At 67.6% G+C, this 18,752-nt stretch carries 21 protein-coding genes; 4 read left to right on the top strand and 17 right to left on the bottom strand.

What is annotated here, in order from left to right:
• Position 1 precedes the first annotated feature (1 nt).
• The 14 genes from gspE to gpmA all read right to left on the bottom strand — a co-directional run bounded on the left by gspE (position 2) and on the right by gpmA (position 13,859).
• Positions 2-1,429 (bottom strand): type II secretion system ATPase GspE, encoded by a 1,428-nt coding sequence (gspE, locus tag Q4S45_RS21675; RefSeq protein WP_305507483.1) that lies wholly within the window; start codon positions 1,427-1,429, stop codon positions 2-4.
• A 2-nt stretch (positions 1,430-1,431) separates the two neighbouring features.
• A complete protein-coding gene (gene gspD / locus Q4S45_RS21670) occupies positions 1,432-3,675 on the bottom strand; it encodes a type II secretion system secretin GspD (RefSeq protein ID WP_305507481.1) in 2,244 nt (747 codons plus the stop codon).
• The gene (gene gspN, locus Q4S45_RS21665) at positions 3,675-4,448 is read right to left on the bottom strand and encodes a type II secretion system protein N (protein ID WP_305507479.1); all 774 of its coding nucleotides are present in this window, start codon (positions 4,446-4,448) and stop codon (positions 3,675-3,677) included. The genes gspD and gspN overlap by 1 nt, the downstream gene beginning before the upstream one ends.
• Entirely contained in the window at positions 4,445-4,966 is a 522-nt protein-coding gene (gene gspM, locus Q4S45_RS21660; protein WP_305507478.1) for a type II secretion system protein GspM, read from the bottom strand. The genes gspN and gspM overlap by 4 nt, the downstream gene beginning before the upstream one ends.
• Positions 4,963-6,177, bottom strand: coding sequence for a type II secretion system protein GspL (gspL, locus tag Q4S45_RS21655; RefSeq protein WP_305507477.1), 1,215 nt, complete (start codon positions 6,175-6,177; stop codon positions 4,963-4,965). Before gspL ends, gspM begins: the two co-directional genes overlap by 4 nt.
• A 16-nt stretch (positions 6,178-6,193) precedes the next feature.
• The gene (gspK, locus tag Q4S45_RS21650) at positions 6,194-7,261 is read right to left on the bottom strand and encodes a type II secretion system minor pseudopilin GspK (RefSeq protein ID WP_305507476.1); all 1,068 of its coding nucleotides are present in this window, start codon (positions 7,259-7,261) and stop codon (positions 6,194-6,196) included.
• Positions 7,258-7,851, bottom strand: a complete 594-nt coding sequence (locus tag Q4S45_RS21645; RefSeq protein WP_305507474.1) for a type II secretion system protein J — start codon at positions 7,849-7,851, stop codon at positions 7,258-7,260. The genes gspK and Q4S45_RS21645 overlap by 4 nt, the downstream gene beginning before the upstream one ends.
• 3 nt (positions 7,852-7,854) lie before the next feature.
• A complete protein-coding gene (gene gspI / locus Q4S45_RS21640; protein ID WP_305507473.1) occupies positions 7,855-8,238 on the bottom strand; it encodes a type II secretion system minor pseudopilin GspI in 384 nt (127 codons plus the stop codon).
• A gap of 2 nt (positions 8,239-8,240) precedes the next feature.
• Positions 8,241-8,666: a GspH/FimT family pseudopilin gene (locus Q4S45_RS21635; protein ID WP_305512172.1), complete on the bottom strand. Its 426-nt coding sequence runs from the start codon at positions 8,664-8,666 to the stop codon at positions 8,241-8,243.
• Between the two features lie 69 nt (positions 8,667-8,735).
• Positions 8,736-9,200, bottom strand: a complete 465-nt coding sequence (gene gspG, locus Q4S45_RS21630) for a type II secretion system major pseudopilin GspG (protein ID WP_305507471.1) — start codon at positions 9,198-9,200, stop codon at positions 8,736-8,738.
• Between the two features lie 206 nt (positions 9,201-9,406).
• On the bottom strand, positions 9,407-10,156 hold the full coding sequence (locus Q4S45_RS21625) for a molybdopterin-synthase adenylyltransferase MoeB (RefSeq protein ID WP_305507470.1): 750 nt from the start codon (positions 10,154-10,156) through the stop codon (positions 9,407-9,409).
• Positions 10,153-11,670, bottom strand: a complete 1,518-nt coding sequence (locus Q4S45_RS21620; RefSeq protein WP_305507468.1) for a S41 family peptidase — start codon at positions 11,668-11,670, stop codon at positions 10,153-10,155. Before Q4S45_RS21620 ends, Q4S45_RS21625 begins: the two co-directional genes overlap by 4 nt.
• Positions 11,671-11,679: 9 nt before the next feature.
• Complete coding sequence (locus Q4S45_RS21615; RefSeq protein ID WP_305507466.1) at positions 11,680-13,098, bottom strand: murein hydrolase activator EnvC; 1,419 nt, start codon at positions 13,096-13,098, stop codon at positions 11,680-11,682.
• A gap of 14 nt (positions 13,099-13,112) precedes the next feature.
• Positions 13,113-13,859: a 2,3-diphosphoglycerate-dependent phosphoglycerate mutase gene (gene gpmA / locus Q4S45_RS21610; RefSeq protein WP_305507464.1), complete on the bottom strand. Its 747-nt coding sequence runs from the start codon at positions 13,857-13,859 to the stop codon at positions 13,113-13,115.
• Between the two features lie 111 nt (positions 13,860-13,970).
• On the opposite strand from gpmA, the gene Q4S45_RS21605 reads away from it, so the two are divergent.
• The 4 genes from Q4S45_RS21605 to Q4S45_RS21590 all read left to right on the top strand — a co-directional run bounded on the left by Q4S45_RS21605 (position 13,971) and on the right by Q4S45_RS21590 (position 16,416).
• Positions 13,971-14,372, top strand: coding sequence for a rhodanese-like domain-containing protein (locus Q4S45_RS21605; RefSeq protein ID WP_305507463.1), 402 nt, complete (start codon positions 13,971-13,973; stop codon positions 14,370-14,372).
• A gap of 18 nt (positions 14,373-14,390) precedes the next feature.
• Entirely contained in the window at positions 14,391-14,660 is a 270-nt protein-coding gene (gene grxC, locus Q4S45_RS21600; RefSeq protein WP_305507461.1) for a glutaredoxin 3, read from the top strand.
• Positions 14,661-14,791: 131 nt separating this feature from the next.
• Positions 14,792-15,265 carry a protein-export chaperone SecB gene (secB, locus tag Q4S45_RS21595; RefSeq protein WP_305507459.1) on the top strand — a complete coding sequence of 158 codons (474 nt, stop codon included), beginning with the start codon at positions 14,792-14,794 and terminating at the stop codon, positions 15,263-15,265.
• Between the two features lie 128 nt (positions 15,266-15,393).
• Complete coding sequence (locus Q4S45_RS21590) at positions 15,394-16,416, top strand: NAD(P)H-dependent glycerol-3-phosphate dehydrogenase (RefSeq protein WP_305507457.1); 1,023 nt, start codon at positions 15,394-15,396, stop codon at positions 16,414-16,416.
• An 86-nt stretch (positions 16,417-16,502) separates the two neighbouring features.
• Here the strand turns inward: Q4S45_RS21590 and Q4S45_RS21585 are convergent, their stop codons facing one another.
• Genes Q4S45_RS21585 through Q4S45_RS21575 form a run of 3 tightly spaced genes read right to left on the bottom strand, consistent with a single transcriptional unit; the run spans position 16,503 to position 18,752 of the window.
• Positions 16,503-16,853, bottom strand: coding sequence for a cupin domain-containing protein (locus Q4S45_RS21585; RefSeq protein WP_305507455.1), 351 nt, complete (start codon positions 16,851-16,853; stop codon positions 16,503-16,505).
• 15 nt (positions 16,854-16,868) lie between these two features.
• A complete protein-coding gene (locus Q4S45_RS21580; RefSeq protein ID WP_305507453.1) occupies positions 16,869-17,567 on the bottom strand; it encodes a DUF2461 domain-containing protein in 699 nt (232 codons plus the stop codon).
• 36 nt (positions 17,568-17,603) lie between these two features.
• Positions 17,604-18,752: a Do family serine endopeptidase gene (locus tag Q4S45_RS21575; RefSeq protein WP_305507451.1), complete on the bottom strand. Its 1,149-nt coding sequence runs from the start codon at positions 18,750-18,752 to the stop codon at positions 17,604-17,606.

The raw sequence follows: 18,752 nt of genomic DNA, 5'->3' as shown, positions 1-18,752 counted from the left end.
GTCAGTCCTTGGTCACGCGCAGCAGCTCCGCCGGCGTGGTGGTGCCGTCGCGCAGCCAGCGTTCGCCGTCTTCGCGCATGGTCTTCATGCCCGACGCCTGCGCCGCGGCGCGGATCTCCGCCTCGGACGCCTGGTTGTGAATCTGGGCGCGGATATGGTCGGTGGTCTCCAGCAGTTCGTACACGCCGACCCGGCCGTGAAAGCCGGTGTGGCCGCACTTGTCGCAGCCGACCGCTTTCCAGTAAGGACCCGCGCCGTCGGGCTGCTTGCAGTGCTCGCACAGCTTGCGCACCAGCCGCTGCGCCATCACGCCGAGCAGCGAGGACGACAGCAGGAACGGTTCGATCCCCATGTCGAGCAGGCGGGTGACGGCGGCGGCGGCGTCGTTGGTGTGCAGCGTGGCCAGCACCAGGTGGCCGGTCAGCGAGGCCTGCACCGCGATCTGCGCGGTTTCCAGGTCGCGGATCTCGCCGATCATGATGACGTCCGGGTCCTGGCGCAGGATCGCGCGCAGGGCCTTGGCGAAGCTCATGTCGATGCGCGCGTTGACCTGGGTCTGGCCGACGCCCTGCAGGTCGTACTCGATCGGGTCTTCCACCGTCAGGATGTTGGTGGTGGTCGCGTTCAGGCGCGACAGCGCCGCGTACAGCGTGGTGGTCTTGCCCGAGCCGGTCGGGCCGGTGACCAGCACGATGCCGTGCGGCTGGTTGATCATGTGGTCGAACTGCGGCAGCAGGTCCGGGCTCATGCCCAGGTTCGACAGGTCGAGCTTGCCCGCCTCCTTGTCCAGCAGGCGCAGCACCGCGCGCTCGCCGTGGCCGGTCGGCAGAGTCGAGACGCGCACGTCGACCGGCTTGCCGCCGATGCGCAGGGTGATGCGGCCGTCCTGCGGCAGGCGCTTCTCGGCGATGTCGAGCTGCGACATGATCTTGATGCGCGAAATGAGCGAGGCGTGGATCGCCTTGCGCGGACGCACCACGTCGCGCAGCGTACCGTCGATCCGGAAGCGCACCACCGAGGTCTGCTCGAACGGCTCGATGTGGATGTCGGAGGCGCCTTCGCGCAGCGACTGGGTGAGCAGCGCGTTGATCATGCGGATGACGGGCGCGTCGTCGGACGATTCGAGCAGGTCTTCGATCGCCGGCACGTCCTGCAGCAGCTTGGTCAGGTCAAGGTCGGCGTCGAATTCGTCCACCACCTGCGAGGCGTCGCCGCCGGCGCCGGCGTAGGCGGTGGCGATGGCGGCCTCGAGGTCGGCGCGCTCCATGCGGCGCAGCGCGATGCGGCCGAAGCGGCGCGACACTTCCGCGATCGCGGCCGGCGCGGTGGCGCCCGAGATCCACACTTCGACCGGGTCGGCGCCGCCGTCGATGCTTTTGGCGAGCACGCCGAAGTCGCGCGCGAATGCGTAGGGCAGCAGATTACTCATGACTATTTCTGCACCGGGCGATACAGCGGCGCCTCCGCGGGAACGGGCTGCGGCTGCGGCTGCGGCTGCGGCTGGCTCGCGCCCGGACGCGCCGTCACCGGCGCCGGCACCACGAGCGGCTTGGCCGGCATGGTGGCCATGGTACCGCCGGTGGGCGGCTGGCCGTTGACCAGCGGCGGCAGCACCGGCGCGCCCAGGTCCTTGACCATCACGGAGGTATCGCGCGGCTGCGCCTCGATGCCGGAGGAGCGCATGTAGTCGTAGCGATTGAGCGAGATCGAGTTGCTGTCATCCTTGCTGCGCACGATCACCGGGCGCAGGAACACCATCAGGTTGGTCTTGGTGCGCTTGCGCGACTGGTACTTGAACAAGTTGCCCAGCACTGGAATGCTGCCCAGCCCCGGCACCCTTTCCTCGTTGCTGGCCGCGTCATCCTTGATCAGCCCCCCGAGCACGATGATCTGGCCGTCGTCGGCCAGCACGTTGTTCTCGATGATGCGGATGTCGGTGGTCACGCCGGCCGGATCCTGCTTGCTGGTCGCCACCACGCTCGAGCTCTCGTTGTAGATCGCCAGCTTGATGGTGCCGCCCTCGGAAATCTGCGGGCGCACCTTGAGCGTGAGGCCGACGTCGCGCCGGTCGATGGTCTGGAACGGGTTGGTATTGGCGCCGCCGGCCGCCGTGGTGAACTGGCCGCTGATGATCGGCACGTTCTGGCCCACCTTGATGGTCGACAGTTCGTTGTCGAGCGTGAGCATGTTCGGCGTCGACAGGATGTTGCCGCCATTGTCGTTCTCGAGCGCGTGGGCGATCGCGCCGAGCCCGAGTTCGCCGTTGATCTGGCGGAACAGTCCGATGGAAAGTCCCGGGCCTGGCGGCACTTTGCCTTTGCCGGCGATCAGCGCGGTCAGGCCGTTGCCGCTGGTCGCATTGAAGTTTTGAATGCCGCCGACGCGGTAGCGGCTGGTGTCGTCGCCGCTGCCGGCCAGCCATTGCACGCCGAATTCCGAGGCCCGGTCGGAGTTGACCTCGACCACCAATGCTTCGATGTAGACCTGGGCGCGGCGCACGTCGAGCTGGTCGATGACGGCGCGCAGATTGCGGTAGACCGCTTCGCTGGCGGTGATGATCAGGGTGTTGGTCGAGGCGTCGGCCTGGATGAAGCCGGCGCCGGTGGCGCCAGTGCCGCCGCCGCCCGTCTGGCCGGGGCTTTGCGGACTCATGGTGCTGGCCGCGCCGCCCATCGAGCCGCCCGGCTGCTGGCCGCCGCCCGCGCCTTGCGTGCCGGAGGCCACCGAGCCGCCGGCGGTGCCCTGCTGGGTCTGCGGCAGCGAGGTGTCCGACGAAACCACCGCGCGCAAGGTCTGCGCCAGCTTGGTCGCATCGGCGTTCTTCAGGTAGATCACGTGGACATTGCCCGCTTCCGCGGTCGGCTGGTCCAGCTTGGCGATCAGCGACTTGGCCAGGTTGGTGCGCGCGGCCGAAGGCGCGCGCACGATGACCGAGTTGGTGCGCGGATCGGCCAGCACCGACACGCGGCCCGAGTCGCCGCCCGGCGCCGGCTCCATCATGCGGCTGACCATCACGGCGACGTCGCTTGCCACCGCGTAGCGCACCGGCACCACGTCCACGCCGGCGCCCACCGGCGCGTCGAGCGCGGCGATGATCTTCGACAGGCGCGCCAGGTTGTCGGCGTAGTCGGTGATCACCAGGCTGTTGTTGCCCGGGTTGGCCATGATCGAGTTGTTGGGCGCGATCAGCGGGCGCAGCACGGCCGTCAGGTTGGCGGCCGACTCGTAATTGAGGTGGAAGATCTGGGTGGCGATCTGGTCGCCGGCGACGCGCCTGGCGCCCACGCCGACGCGGGTCGGCGACGGCTGCAGCTTCGCTTCCGCCTCCGGCACCACCTTGGCGAAGCCGTCGCCGGTGACGACTGCGTAGCCTTGCAGGCGCAGCTGCGAGGTCAGCAGGGAAAACGCCTGCGACTTGCTCAGCGGCTTTTCCGACACCAGCGTCAGCGTGCCCTTGACGCGCGGATCGACGATGAAGGTCATGCCGGTGTAGTGACCGACCGCCTTGATCACCGACTCCATGTCGGCGTTGACGAAGTTGAGCGCGGCGCCGGACGTGGCTTCCTGCGCGAGGGCCGGAGCGACCACGGTGGCTGCGGCGCAGCACAACATGACGCCGGCGGCAAGCCGGCGCAGCGCCGGGACGGGAGAGGTGTTACCTGCAGGTTTTTTCATTATTTGAACTCTAACGCGATAATATTCTTGCCGCCCACCATACGGCGCTGGCCCAGCAAATTAAGCAGGTTGCCCAGCGTCTCTTCATATCCGTTCGCCGCCGATGCCTGGCCGGAAAACTGCAGCCGGCCCTGATTCAGCGATCCACTGCCCGACAGCAGCAATGCGCCGCGCACCGTCGTCAAATTCAATTGCGCCTGCTGGCCGTGCCAATCCATCTTCAGCTGATAGCTGCCCAAGGGATTGACGGGCGTCATGCGCGAGCCCATGTCGTTCAGCGCCAGCGTCGTGCGGCCGTTCACCGCCACCGCCTGCTGCTGGCGCACCAGCTCGAGCGAAGTCCAGGACAGCCGCATCACGCCGCTCGGCGCGAGCGTGTTGAGCGGCGCGCCCAGCCCGGCCAGCCCGCCGGCCGGCAGCATCAGTTCACCCGGGCTGACCTGCCAGTGCGACCAGTTGCCTTCCACGTTCACCGGCTGCGCCAGCGCCTGCGGGTTTTCCAGCGACAGCGCCACATGGCCCACCAGCACCAGCGGCGACAGGCGCCACGCGAAACGTCCCGGCAACAGCGGCGTCACCGAACCGCCCTCGCCCGGCGCCCCGCCGATGAAAGCCGAGCCGCGCCACAGCGTACCTTGCGCATCCCCCAGAGTCAAACGCCCGCCGGTCTGTTGCTCGACCATGGGCCCCAGCCATGCGGCCGGGAAAAACACCAGCACCGTCAGCGCTACCGCCAGCAGGATGGCCGCACACCATAGCACGAGTCGCTTCACCGCGGCCCCGCGCCCGCGTCCTGGCGCAGCGTGAGGGTGGCGTCGACCTGGCCCAGCGCGCCTTGCGCGGCGAACACGGCGTCCTGCACCGAAATGCGGTTCTCGCGGCGCTGCGCGTCGAGCCAGGCCACCACGCTGGAAAACGCCACGCCGTTCAGCTGCACCTTGGCGAATTCGCCGGTCATCGCCACCGACTGCGGCACGATCGACATCGAAGCCAGGCTGGCCGTCAGGGCTTGCTGCGACATCGGCGCGACCTGGGTTTGCGGCGCGCGCGCCAGCTCACCGGCCTCGAGCGCCATCGCGCGCAACTGCGCCGACTGCTGGCGCAGCACCGGCAAGTCCTTTTCCAGGCGGGCGCGGCCGGAGAGCGCCGGGTCGATGAACAATGCATAGACGATGGCGGCCACGGCCACCGCGAAGCCGATCGCCAGGTACTTGCGCTCCTGCTCGGTGCGCGCCATCCAGGCCACGGTGGCGCGCTCCCTCCATTGTGCTACGGTACTGACGGCGCTCATGGTTTGCCTCCTGTGCTGCGGACCTGCCAGGTGGCGGGCGCGGTTTCGGTCAGGCTCAGGCTGCGCGCGGCGAGCGCGCTCTTGACCGCGGCGAGCGCACCGGGATCGGCTGACTCTGGTTTGACCTTGACCGTCAACGCATGTTCCCGGTATTCCAGGCCGGCCACGCCAAGCGGGCGCGGCAGGGTGCGCGCGGCCTCGCCGAAGGCGGCGGCCAGCCAGGTGAATTCCTCCGGGCCAACTTCGCCGCTGGCGGCGCGGGCGCGCGCGTTGTTCATGCGCATCTGCGCGATCGGGTCCTGGATCACGGTCTCTTTCGGATAGGCATTCTTGAACGTCTGCAGGTTGGACTGGCGGATCGCGTCCGCTTCGCGCTTCATGCGCAGCCACTGGATGTTCAGCCCGGCCAGGTTGACGACCAGCGCCAGCAGCGCCAGGCGCAGCGGCCACTTCCAGCGCTGCCAGTCGGCGGGACGGGCGCCGGCCGAGCCGAGCGAGGGCACCAGGTCGAGCGCGGTGGTTTTCGAGCCGGCCAGCCAGTGCGGCCACTGGTCCGCCTCCAGCGCGATGGCCGGGCCGGCTTCCTGCGCCAGCGCCTGATACTGGCCGAGTTCGCCGGCCGGCACGTACAGGGTCAGCGGGGCGTCGCCGGCCAGCGCGCGCACGGTCTGCAGCGCCAGCTCGGGCGTGGTGGCCATCGCCAGGCCCAAGCCGTGGTACAGGCCGTCGCGCAGGGTGATTTCGGAATGGCCGACGGCGGCGCTGACGTGGCCCGGCTGCAGCGGCAGGCACAGCTGCGCGGGCAGCGCCGCGACCGAGCGTGCGCCGAGCGCGAGGATGGAACGCACCAGCGGCTCGAGCCAGGCGCGCTGGACTACGGCGACACTGCGCAGCCCGTCGGCCGACTGGGCCGGCGCGGCCGTCAGCACGCAATCGGCCGGGTCGCCCAGCACCTGTTCTTCGACCAGGCCCGGCAGCGCGGCCTTCAGGCGCGCGCCCGACAGCGGCGGCGCCTTGACGTGCAGCATCGTGACGTCGGTGGCGGCCAGCAGCAGCACCACGCGGCGCGCCGCGGCAACGATGTCGCCCAAGCCGCGCAAGGCGCCTTCGCCCTGCTGGTCGATAGCGCCGCTGTCGGTCACCAGCGCGAAGCGGGACAAGGCGGCGTCGCCATCGGCCCGGGCCGGCAAGCGGATATATAAAGTAGTCAAACGGTCTCGCTTTCTTCTAGTTTTGCCGTACCCATTCCAGCGTCGTCCTCGGCTGTCCCGGCGTGCGGCTGACCAGCGCCTCCGCGTCGAGCGCGGCGCGGTCCAGCCGGATCTTGCTCAACACCAGAAAATAATTGCTTTTCACTTCCACGGTGCCGCTCACCACGTTCGCGATGCCGACGTCGGCGGTGAAATAGTTCACGTCGCGCCACGGCGCGCTCTTGCGCCGCGCCACCAGCGCGCTGGCCGAGCCCACCGACATGTTCTTCAGCACCGCCGCCAGCACTTCGGCCGGCGCGGTGTTGACATTCACCGCTGTCGGGCCCGGCAGCACGATGACGAAGTCGCGCAGCTTGTTCACCACCTCCACTGTATAACCCGGAATCGCCAGCAAGTCATCCACTTGCATCAGGCGTACCGGCACGTCGGTCGATGCCGGCACCGGCGTGCCGGTCGCGCCTGGCGTGGCGGGCGTACCGGCGCTGCCCGGCGCGCCCGCGGCGCCGGGGCTCTCCTCCGTGCCCGGCGTGCCCGCCGTCCCGGGCGTGCCAGGCGTGCCCGGCGCGCCGCCCTGCGCCGGATTGGGCGCCAGTGGTTGCGCCCGGGCCACGGCCAGCGCGGTGCGCTGGGCCAGGCCGGCGTCGAGCCGCAGGTTGGTCAGCAAGCGCTTGTAGATCTCCGTCTGGACCGGATCGGGGCTGCGGTTGCTCGCCAGGTTCATCAGATTGTACCGCGAGGTCGCATCGACAATGTTGCCCGACAGGGTGGCGTCGAACACCTCGCCCTGCACGCGCTCGCGCTCGATGTACTGGTCGAGCCGGGTCTCGGCCAGCGGCGTCGCCCACACGTGGGTCAGCGCGGTGTAGTTGGGATTGTCGGCGGCGTCCTGGCGCAGCACCAAGCTGGCCCAGTCGAGCGCGCCGCGCAGTATCCATTTGGTCTGCAGGTGCAGGCGCTGGTTTTCCATCGAGCGCACCTGCACCTGTTGGGCCCAGAACAGGCTGGCGACGATGGTGATGGCCAGCGTAGTCAGCAGCAGTGCGGTGATCACGGCCACGCCGCGCTGGCGCTTCAGTTGTTTCATAGCCCCCCCAGCAGGAAGGATTTCACCATCGGCGCCTCGACGCCCTTTACCGCCAGCGCCACCTGCAGGCCGGTCGGCTGGATGACGGGCGCCGGCATCGCGCGCCACTGGGTCTGGCCGGTTTCCCAGGTCTCGATCGCCATGCCCATCACGCCGCCCTGCAGCGCGACCGGCGCGGTGCGGTCGGCATCGCTGTTGGCGGCGGCCCACAGCACGTCGAGCTGGGCCAGGTCGCGCGTGCCGATCGACTCGCGGCGCGACAGCACGCCGTCGCGGATGCGGTAGGAAACCACCTGCAGCCGCATCGGTTCGTTTTCGACGAAGCTCTGGCGCACGAGGGTCAGGCGATCCTTTTCGGCCTGCAGGAAGGGGCGCCGGTCGAGCGCGCTGCTGTCGGCCATGTGCTCGCAGTCGCTTTGCATCTGGGCGAACGCGAGCTGCATGCCGCGCGTGGTTTCCATCTGGTCGGTCAGCGCCACCCGGGCGCGCACGATGCCGTCGAGGCCGCGCCAGCCGAGCACGGCGACCATCGCCAGGATGCTGATCGCCACCAGCAACTCGATCAGGGTAAAGCCGCGCGCGCGCCTCATGTGCTACCTCATCACCAGTTGGACCAGTTTCAGGATGCGGCGTTCCGGGTTGGCGCTGTCGAACACCGACACCTCGACGCGGCGCAGCATCGGGTTCGGGCTGGCCAGCACCTCTTCCTCGCACATCAGCTTGAGGTCGCCCTGCGGGCATTCGAAGCTGCGCTTGCCGATGTCGGGAAAGGCGTGCGCCAGGCGGATCTGCACCAGCCGGTTTTCGGCCGACCAGGTCGCCATCATCGCGGTGCGCAGGCCGGCGCTGTTCGAGGCCAGGCTGCCGACCGCGCGCAGCGAGGCGCCCAGCGCGGTGCCGACGATGACCAGCGCCACCAGCACTTCGAGCAGGGTGAAGCCGGCCGATCCGGCGACGGGGCGCGATCGCATCGTCATCGTCATTCGACCATGAAATGGCCGACACCATCGGCGCGGATCGCCACGTGGGCGTCACCGGCGGCCAGGGTCAGCACGAAGGGTTTGTCGACCGGCTCGCGGCCGAAGGTCACGCGCAGCGGATTGCCGGCGCCGGCCCCGGGCGGGTCGATCAGCACCGACACCGGGGCGTTCTTGAAGGGGCGTTCGCGCAGCAGGTCGTCGCCGGCCACCGGGTCCCAGCGGGTCTCGTTGCGCACCAGGAAGCGGTAGCGTTCGCCGTCGGCTTCGAACGCGACCAGGCGGTTGCGCACGATCGCCTCGTCGCGGGCGAGCTGGAGCAGCAAGGCGAGGCGCTGGGCCTCGTTCTGCAGGTTCTGCTGCGGACTGGGAATCGCGTTGAGCGACACCAGTCCCAGCGTGATGCCGATGATCACCATCACGATCATCAGCTCCACCAAGGTGAAGCCGCGATCGCGGCGGCGGGCTGGCAGGACGGGCACGAAACCCTCCGTGGCTTAGTTATCCCAGGAGCCGATGTCGCTGTCTTCGCCGGTGCCGCCAGGCTGGCCGTCGGCGCCCAGCGAGAACAGGTCGACTTCGCCGTGCAGGCCTGGCGACAGGTACTGGTAGGCGTTGCCCCACGGGTCTTTCGGCAGCTTGTCGATGTAGCCGCCGGTCTTCCAGCCGTTGGCGGCAGGACCGGTGGTCGGCTTGGCGACCAGCGCTTGCAGGCCCTGCTCGGTGGTCGGGTAGCGCTGGTTGTCGAGCTTGTAGAGCTTGAGCGCCTGCATCAGTGTCGAGATGTCGACCTTGGCGGCGGTCACGCGCGACTCGCCGGTGCGGCCCATCAGCTTGGGCACGACCAGCGCGCCGAGGATGCCGATGATGACCACCACCACCATGATCTCGACCAGGGTGAAGCCGCGCGCGAAGCGGCGGCGGAGCGTTTGTTGGGACTTGCTGCGGGAAACGATTTGCATGGTCATGTCAGTCAGGTCGGAAAGATTGCAGAGTATATGACGGTTTCGGCAGCCGAGGCCAGTTTGTCAATTGTAAGGCAGAGGCGCGGGCGATGGCCACGCAAACCGCTTGTCGTTCCTGCGCAGGCAGGAACCTATGCTGAACATGCTTACCCCGTGAGGCGCGCTCAGCATGGGTTCCAGCCTTCGCTGGAACGACAGGCGGGCTAGCGGGCGCCGCAGGTGGGGCAGTCGGGATTGCGGGCGATGCCGATGCTGGTCCACTCCATCGCGCGGCCGTCGAGCAGCAGCAGGCGGCCCGCCAAGCCCGGGCCGATGCCGAGCAGGAGTTTCAGCGCTTCGGCCGCCTGCATCGCGCCGATCACGCCCACCAGCGGGGCGAACACGCCCATGCTGCTGCAGGCGACGTCCTCGAAGCCGCCGTCCTCGGGGAACAGGCAGGCGTAGCACGGACACTGTGGATTGCGCGCGTCGAACACGCTGGCCTGGCCATCGAAGCGGATCGCCGCGCCCGACACCAGCGGCACGCGCGCCGCAACGCAGGCGCGGTTGACGTCGTGGCGGGTGGCGAAGTTGTCGCTGCAGTCGAGCACCACCGAGGCGGCGCGCACCAGTTCGGCCAAGCGCTCGCCGGACGCGCGTTCGCGCAGCGCGACGACCTCGACGCCGGGATTGATCTGCATCAAAGATTCGCGCCCCGACACGACCTTGGGCTGGCCGATGCGGCCGGTCGAATGCATGATCTGGCGCTGCAGGTTGGTCAGGTCGACCTCGTCGTCGTCGACCAGCACGATGCGGCCGACACCGGAGGCGGCCAGGTACATCGCGGCCGGCGAACCGAGGCCGCCGGCGCCGATCACCAGCGCGCTGGCGGCCAGCAGGCGCTGCTGGCCCTCGATGCCGATGTCGTCGAGCAGGATGTGGCGCGAGTAGCGCAGCAGCTCGTCGTCGGTCACTGCTTGACGGCCTTCGCCTTCAGTTCCGGCGGCGCCTGCGGCGGCACGACATTGCGCGCGCCGGGACGGGCGACGTCCGGCTCGGCCACTTCCATCGCGGGCGCCTGCGCCAGCTTGACCGGCAGGCCCTTGAAATGGTTGATCGCCTGGGCCAGCTGGAAGTCGTCCTTGCCGCCGAATTCGAGCGGCTTGCGGTCCTTCAGCGCCGCGGCGGTGCGGCGCGCTTCCTCTAACTCATCGCGCTTGGCGGCGGCGGCCGGCGCCTTGGCGCCCTCGATGCCGAGGTGGTGCTCGAGGTCGGCCTCGCGCACGCGCAGCGCGTTGACGCCGTCGCCGTCGGCGGTCTCGTCAACCAGGATGTCGGGCACGATGCCGGTGGCCTGGATCGAGCGGCCCTTCGGCGTGTAGTAGCGCGCGGTGGTCAGCTTGACGGCGGTGTCGGCGCTGATCTGGCGCAGCGTCTGCACCGAGCCCTTGCCGAAGGTCTGGCTGCCCATGATGATGGCGCGCTTGTAGTCCTGCAGCGCGCCGGCGACGATTTCCGAGGCCGACGCCGAGCCGGTGTTGACCAGCACGACCATCGGCACGGTCTTGAGCCCAGCGGGCAACTTGGCCAGCGGATCGCGGCTGGCGCGGCCGATGTAGAACTCCTTGCGGCCGTAGAAGGTCTGGTTCGAATCGGGCAGCTGGCCGATGGTCGAGACCACCACCTGCTCTTTCGGCAGGAAGGCCGAGGTGACGCCGATGGCGCCGGGCAGCAGGCCACCCGGGTCGTTGCGCAGGTCCAGCACCAGGCCCTTGATGTTCGGGTCCTGGGCGTACAGCGCGCTGGCCTTCTGCGCCAGTTCGTCGAGCGTGAGTTCCTGGAACTGGCTGATGCGCAGCCAGGCGTAACCCGGCTCGATCATCTTCGCCTTGACGCTGTGCACCTTGATTTCCTCGCGCACCAGCGCCACGACCAGCGGCTTGTCCTCGCCGCGGCGGGCGATGGTCAGCACCACCTTGCTGCCCGGCGCGCCGCGCATTTTCTTGATCGCCTCGTCCAGCGCCATGCCCTTGATCGGGGTGGCGTCGATACGGGTGATCAGGTCGCCCGCCTGGATGCCGGCGCGCCAGGCCGGCGAATCCTCGATCGGCGAGACGATCTTGACGTAGCCGTCTTCGGTGGACACCTCGATACCCAGGCCGACGAAGCGCCCCTGCATGGTCTCGCGCATCTCGCGGTAGGCCTTCTTGTCGAGATAGACCGAATGCGGGTCGAGCGAGGCGACCATGCCGCTGATCGCTTCGGACAGCAGCTTCTTGTCCTCGACCGGTTCGACGTAATCGGACTTGATCAGGCCGTACACGTCGGCCAGCTGGCGCAGCTCGTCGAGCGGCAGCGGCGCACCGGCGGTCTTTTGCGCGACGGCGGGAAACTGCAGCGACAGCGCCACGCCGGCCACCATGCCGACGGCGACCAGGCCCGCGGTGCGGGCGCCCTGGCGGGTCTTGCGGAAATTGAATTGCTTCATGCGCTAGCCTTAGAATTTGATCCAGCCGGCCGGGTCGAACGCCTGGCCAAGGTGCCTGAGTTCAAAGTATAGACCTGATTCCTCGCGCCCGCCGGTATTGCCGGCGCTGGCGATCGGGTCGCCGCCCTTGACGGTTTCGCCTTCCCGTTTCAGCAGCGCCTGGTTGTTGCCGTAGATCGACAAGTACTGGCTGCCATGGTCGACGATGATCAGGTTGCCGAAGCCGCGCATCCACTTGGCGAACACCACGCGGCCGGCGGCCACGGCGCGCACGTCGGCGCCTTCGGCGGCCTGGATGAACACGCCTTTCCAGCTCGCCTCGCCGCGCTTGGCGCCGAAGCGGGCCGCCAGCTTGCCGGCCACCGGCGAGCGCATCTGGCCCTTCAGGCTGGCAAAGGCGCCCTCCGGCGCGGCGGGCGCCAGCGCGATGTCGGCCGGTTTCGCGGCGGCGGGATCCGGCTTGACCTCTGCCGGCTTCGCCGCGACCTTCGGCGGCTCGTCGGCGTCGATCGGATCGGGCTTGAAGACGGGTTTGGTGCCCGGATGCTCTTTGGCCAGGCGCTCGCGCTCGGCTTTCCTGCGCGCGTCGGCCAGCGCCTTCGCTTCGGCCTCGGCTTTCGCCTTGGCGGCGGCGACCGCGGCCAGGCGGCGCTGCTCGGCGGCAGCCGCTTCGGCCTGCTGGCGGATCAGCTTCGACAGGTTGTCGACCAGCGCGCTCATGCGCTGCTCGTCGCGCGCCAGGTTGCCCGCTTCCTTGCGCTGGGCGGCCAGTTGCTGCGACAGCGATCCCAGCAGCGCCTTGCGCTTGGCCTTCTCCTTTTCCAGCACGGCTTTCTGCTGGGTCTGTTCTTCGGCGATCTCTTCCAGCTCGTCCTTGGCGTTCTGGGCCTGTTCGCGGTTGGTCTCGACCGCGGCCAGGTTGCCGCGCAGGGAGGCGAGCAGGCGCGCCTGCGCCTGCGACAGGTAGGCCATCAGCTGCAAGTCGCGGTTGATGCGGTTCGGATTGTCGCCCGACAGCAGCAGCTTGATGCGGTCCTCGTTGCCGGCCACGTAATGCTGGCGCAGCAGCCTGGTCAGCTGCTGCTTCTGCGCGTCGATGGTGGCGGCCAGTTTTTCACGCTCGGCATCGAGCTGGCGCAGCTTCGCGTTGGTGTCCTGCTGCTCGCCGGCCAGCTCGCGCAGCGCGCGGTTGGCGTCCGAGATCGCCTCTTCCGACTCGGCCAGCGTGTCGGCGGCGTTTTCCTTTTCGCTTTCGGTGCGGCTGATGTCCTTCTTCAGCGCCTGCAGCTTCTGCTGGATGCCGGCGCGGCTCGCTTCGGCCGCGGCCTTCTGCTTGCTGCGCTCGGTCGGCCTGGCGGCGCCCTGCGCGCCGCCGACTGCCAGCGCCAGAACGAAGCAGCACAGCGCCCTGCTGGCGCCCTTGCTCATTGCTCGATGCAAAATTACCTGGCCTTCCCTTGGTTCGCGACCGCGGCGGTGGCGGCGGCGATCGCTTCCTGGTCGCCCAGGTAGTAGTGGCGGATCGGCTTGAGGTCGGCGTCGAGTTCGTACACCAGCGGCTGGCCGTTGGGGATGTTCAGGCCGACGATGTCTTCATCGCTGATGTTGTCGAGCATCTTGATCAGCGCGCGCAGGCTGTTGCCGTGCGCCGAGATCAGGATCTGGCGGCCGGCGCGGATCGCCGGGGCGATCGATTCCTCCCAGGCCGGCATCACGCGCGCCACGGTGTCCTTCAGGCATTCGGTCAGCGGGATCGCCTCCTTCGGCAACTGGGCGTAGCGCGGGTCGTGGAAGGAGGTGCGCTCATCGTTCGCCTCGAGCGGCGGCGGCGGCGTGTCGTAGCTGCGGCGCCAGACCAGCACCTGGGCGTCGCCGTACTTGGCGGCGGTCTCGCCCTTGTCGAGTCCCTGCAGGGCGCCGTAGTGGCGCTCGTTCAGGCGCCAGTCGTTGACCACCGGCAGCCACATCATGTCCATTTCGTCCATCGTCAGCCACAGCGTGCGGATGGCGCGTTTCAGCACCGAGGTGTAGGCCAGGTCGAAGGTGAAGCCGGCGTCCTTGAGCACCTTGCCGGCGCTCTTCGCTTCGGCCACGCCCTTGGCGGTCAGGTCCACGTCGGTCCAGCCGGTAAAGCGGTTTTCCAGGTTCCAGGTCGATTCGCCGTGGCGCATGAATACAATTTTGTACATAAGCTCTTGAATGATGGGTCAACAGGCGCAGCGGGCAAAAACGCGGCGGATTTATTCGCTTCAAGCTTCTATTTTATAATGCGCGAGTTAACTTAGCCCATTGGATCCTTTGTGAAATTTATTATTGACCACATTTTCGTCGTCGCGGTAGTGATTCTGTCGGGCGGCTACCTGCTGCTGCCGGCCTTCATGCCGCGCGGCAAGCGCGCCACCCCGCTGCAGGTGACCCAGATCATCAACCGCGGCAAGGGCGCCATCGTCGACGTGCGCAGCGCGGAAGAATTTGCTGCGGGGCATTTGCGCGACGCGAAAAACATTCCGCTGGCAGACTTGTCGTCGCGGATCGGCGAACTGGAGAAATCGAAGTCGCGTTCCGTGGTCGTCGTGTGCCAGACCGGCGCGCGCGCCGACAAGGCGGTCCGGCAACTTGCCGCGGCCGGATTTTCCGACGTCGTCGCCCTCGAGGGCGGTGTCGCAGCGTGGCAAGCCGCCGGCCTGCCGATCGCGAAATAAAGAACAAGGAGTCGAACGATGGCAAACCATGCCCATGTAGTGCTGTACCACACCGCCGCCTGCCCTTACTGCGTGCGCGCCGAGCGCCTGCTCGAAGCGAAGGGCGTCACCGACATCGAGCGCATCCGGGTCGACCTCGATCCCGAGCAGCGCGTCGTGATGATGCAAAAGACCGGCCGCCGCACCGTGCCGCAAATCTATGTCGGCGCCACCCACGTGGGCGGTTTCGACGACTTGTATGCGCTCGATCAGGCCGGACGACTCGATCCCTTGTTAAATGGGGCTTGACCGGATTTAACGGGGGTGATCGTAAGGCTATTGCAAGCAGATTGGTTTTGATACAATTGCCCCGCGTTTGATCACAAGCCCATATGGAACGGCGCCTTGCCGTTCTTCATTTCTTACAACGAAAGCGTTCCATGTCTGACGAAAACCTGCAACCTGTATTCCAAATCCAACGCGTCTACCTGAAAGACATGTCGCTGGAGCAGCCGAATTCCCCGGCCATCTTCCTCGAGCAGGAAGCGCCGACCATCGAAGTATCGCTCGACGTGGGCGCGGAAGCCATCGCCGACGGCATCTACGAGTCGACCGTGACGATCACCGTGACCGCCAAGGTCAAGGACAAGGTCGCTTTCCTGGTTGAAGGCAAGCAGGCCGGCATCTTCGAAGCGCGCAACATCCCTGCCGACCAGATGGATCCGCTGCTGGGCATCGGTTGCCCGAACATCGTTTATCCTTACCTGCGCGGCAACATCGCCGACGTGATCACCCGTGCCGGCTTCCCGCCAGTGCACCTGGCCGAGATCAACTTCGAAGTGTTCTACCAGCAGCGTCGCCAGGCGATGGCTGAAGCGGCCGCCGCAGCGCCAGCGACCGACGCCGTCAACTAAGCACCAGTAGGTAGACGCAGCAACAACCGCGGGACGGGCCCATTGGCCTGTCCCGTGTCACTTCCAGACCAGGGATCCGCGATGCACCTTTCTCCTTGTTGCGCCTGCGCGTCTGGGGCATCTGAGCAATGAATACAACTAATTCCACACGCGGAAAGATCACCGTGCTGGGCGCCGGCGCCTGGGGCACAGCGGTCGCCATCGCGCTCGCCGCGCGCCACGACGTGCTGCTGTGGGGCCGCGACGCGGCCGCGATGCAGGATATGGCCGCCGCGCGCGAAAACACCCATTACCTGCCCGGCTTCGCGCTGCCGCCGGCCTTGAGCGTCAGCGGTGACTTCGACGCCGCGCTGGCCCATCTCGACGGCGACGAACCATTGCTGATCGCGGCCTGCCCGGTGGCGGGATTGCGCCCCTTGCTGGGGCAACTGAAATCGCGCGCGATTCCGAACGTGGTCTGGCTGTGCAAGGGCTTCGAATACGGCAGCGGCCTGCTGCCGCACCAGGTAGTGCGCGAGGTGTTGGGCGAGTCGGTGCCGGGCGCCGCGCTGTCGGGCCCGTCGTTCGCGCAGGAAGTGGCGCGCGGCTTGCCGTGCGCGCTGACGGTGGCGTCGGACTCGAAGGCGCTGTGCGAGCGCGTCGTCAAGCTGGTCCACGGCGGCAACCTGCGGGTCTATTCGAGCGACGACCTGGTCGGCGTCGAAGTGGGCGGCGCGGTCAAGAACGTGCTGGCGATCGCCACCGGCGTGGCCGACGGCCTGGGGCTGGGCCTGAACGCGCGCGCCGCGCTGATTACGCGCGGGCTGGCCGAAATTACCCGGCTGGGCGCCGCGCTGGGCGGCAACCTGAACACCTTCATGGGCCTGACCGGGATGGGCGACCTGATCCTCACCTGCACCGGCGACCTGTCGCGCAACCGGCGCGTCGGGCTGGAACTGGCCCAGGGCAAGAAGCTCGACCAGGTGGTGGCCGAACTGGGGCACGTGGCCGAAGGCGTGCCGTGCGCGCGCGCGGTGCGCGAACTGGCGGCGAAGCTGGGCGTGGATATGCCGATCACCAATGCGGTGGCGGAAGTGCTGTTCGACGGCGCCGATGCCAAGGCGAGCGTGGTGCGGCTGCTGGCGCGCGATCCGCGCGGCGAATCGGCCTGAATCAAAATGGGATCAGGTCCGCAGGACCAGACCCCAGCTGCAACGGGACGCCGGGGTCTGGTCCTGCGGACCTGACCCCATTTTTCTTAGGCGACCGCTGGCTCGTGCTGGTGCACCAGCAAAATCGTCATCAGGGCCACCGCGTCTTCCACCGCGCGCACCGAATGCGGCACGCCGCCGGCCAGGTACAGCATTTCGCCCGGCGCCAGCGCCACCGTCTTGCCGTGCGCATCGACCTCGATCTGCCCTTCCAGGCATTGCAGGGTGACTTCGCCGTCGACCTTGTGCAGCGGCATCGGCCGCTCCTTCGGCAGGACCAGCCGGATCAGTTCCATATGCGGCGTCTTGGCCAGCGCCACCGACGTGAAAAAAGCGATGTCGGCGTCGTCGCGCGCCAGCGCAATCTTGTCTCCCGATGCTGCGTGTTGTAATGCCATGGTGATGATTCCCGTTTAAGCGTCTGCCTCGTCCACATTTTCCTTCACGCCGCGCAGCCAGGTGACCAGCGCGAACGCGTCCTTGAACCCGCTCGCCAGCAGCGGCACCAGCTTGTCCGGCGCATTCAGCGGCAGCTTGACCTCGGTCCAGACAAAGATACTTTTCATCTTCAGATACTCGATGTGCTGGTGCTCCGGGTCGAACCCTTTCGGCGGGCGCTGCAGCGCGCCGCCATCGATATCAAATCCGTCGAAGGTCGCGCGCAGGGCTTTATTTTTCAACACTTTCGCAAAGCCTGTCGCATCGTTGACGATGTGCTGGCGAATCGCTTTCAGGCGCGGCGCCGGCGGGATGTATTCGCCCACGCCGAAACCGAGCGTGCCGTCGCCTTCGATGTGGAAATAGTAGGTCGGCCCCGCCCCCGCGCTCGGGCGCCGCTTGTCGTTCGGCGCGAAGCCCGCCGAAAAGCGCGTCTTGTACGGGCTCTTGTCGTTGGCGAAACGGATGTCGCGGTTGATGCGGAACATCGCTTTCTTCGGGTTGCAGGCCGCGATCTGCTTGTCGAATTTGGACAGCTCGGCGATCAGCTGGGTGACGACTTCGAGGAACTCTTCGCGCAGGATGTCGTAGCGCGGTTTGTTCATGATGAACCAGGGACGGTTGTTATTTTCTTTTAACTCGGTCAGGAACTGCGTCAGGTCGCGCAAATGCATAGTGCCACTTCCAAAAGGATAAGGATGCGCGCTAGTTTACTCGACTGCGCGCGGACGCTTGCCGACCATCACGTCGAGCGTGGACTGGCGGTCCTTGCGAATGACCGTCATTTTTGCTTTCTGCCCTGGCGGCAGTTGCGCGATCAGGACCAGCATCTCGCTGGTGTTGGCCACCGCCTTGCCCTGCACCGCGAGCAGGATGTCGCCCGGCTTGATGCCGGCGCGGTCGGCCGGCCCGTCGCGCACCACGCCGGCGATGATGGCGCCGGACTCGCGCGACAGCCCGAAGCTGTCGGCCAGTTCGGGCGTGATGTCCTGGGTTTCGATGCCGATCCAGCCGCGCACCACCTGGCCGGACTTGATGATCGCTTCCATCACCGACTTGGCGGTGGTCACGGGAATGGCGAAGCCGATGCCGACCGAGCCGCCGGTCTGCGAATAGATCGCCGCGTTAATGCCGATCAGGTTGCCGCTGGTATCGACCAGCGCGCCGCCCGAGTTGCCGAAGTTGATCGCCGCGTCGGTCTGGATGAAATTCTCGAACTGGTTGATGTGCAGGTTGTTGCGCCCGACGGCGGAGATGATGCCCATGGTGACGGTCTGGCCGACGCCGAAGGGATTGCCGATCGCCAGCACGACGTCGCCCACGCGCGCCTGGTCGGCGCGGCCGAGCACGATCACCGGCAGGTTTTTCGCGGCGATGCGGATCACCGCCAGGTCGGTCTCGGGATCGGTGCCGACCACCTTGGCCGGCGCCTTGCGGCCGTCGGCCAGCACCACTTCGATCTCGTCGGCCGCCTCGACCACGTGGTTGTTGGTCAGGATGTAGCCGTCCGGGCTGACGATGACGCCCGAACCGAGGCTGGAGAGCTGCTCCTCGCGCGGCAAGCGGTCGCCGAAGAATTTGCGGAAGAACGGGTCGCGCAGCAGCGGATGGTTTTGCCGCAGCGCCTTGCTGGTGAGGATGTTCACGACCGCCGGCATGGCGCGCCCTGCGGCCTCGCGATAGCTGCCGGCGACCGGCTGCGGCGGCGCCTGCAGCACCGCGGCCGGGCTGGCCGCGGTGCCGCCTACGAGCCGCGGCGCGGGCCGGTCCAGCCAGTCCGGACGCATGGCATGCACCACCACGTACAACGCCAGGGCTACCGTGACGGTTTGCGCAAACAGCAGCCAGAGGCGTCGCAT

Source organism: Massilia sp. R2A-15, assembly GCF_030704305.1.
In the GTDB taxonomy this organism is placed as follows: Bacteria; Pseudomonadota; Gammaproteobacteria; order Burkholderiales; family Burkholderiaceae_D; genus JAFCUW01.
Note: the sequence above shows the minus strand (reverse complement) of the source record. Positions and strands in the feature narration are given on the sequence as shown.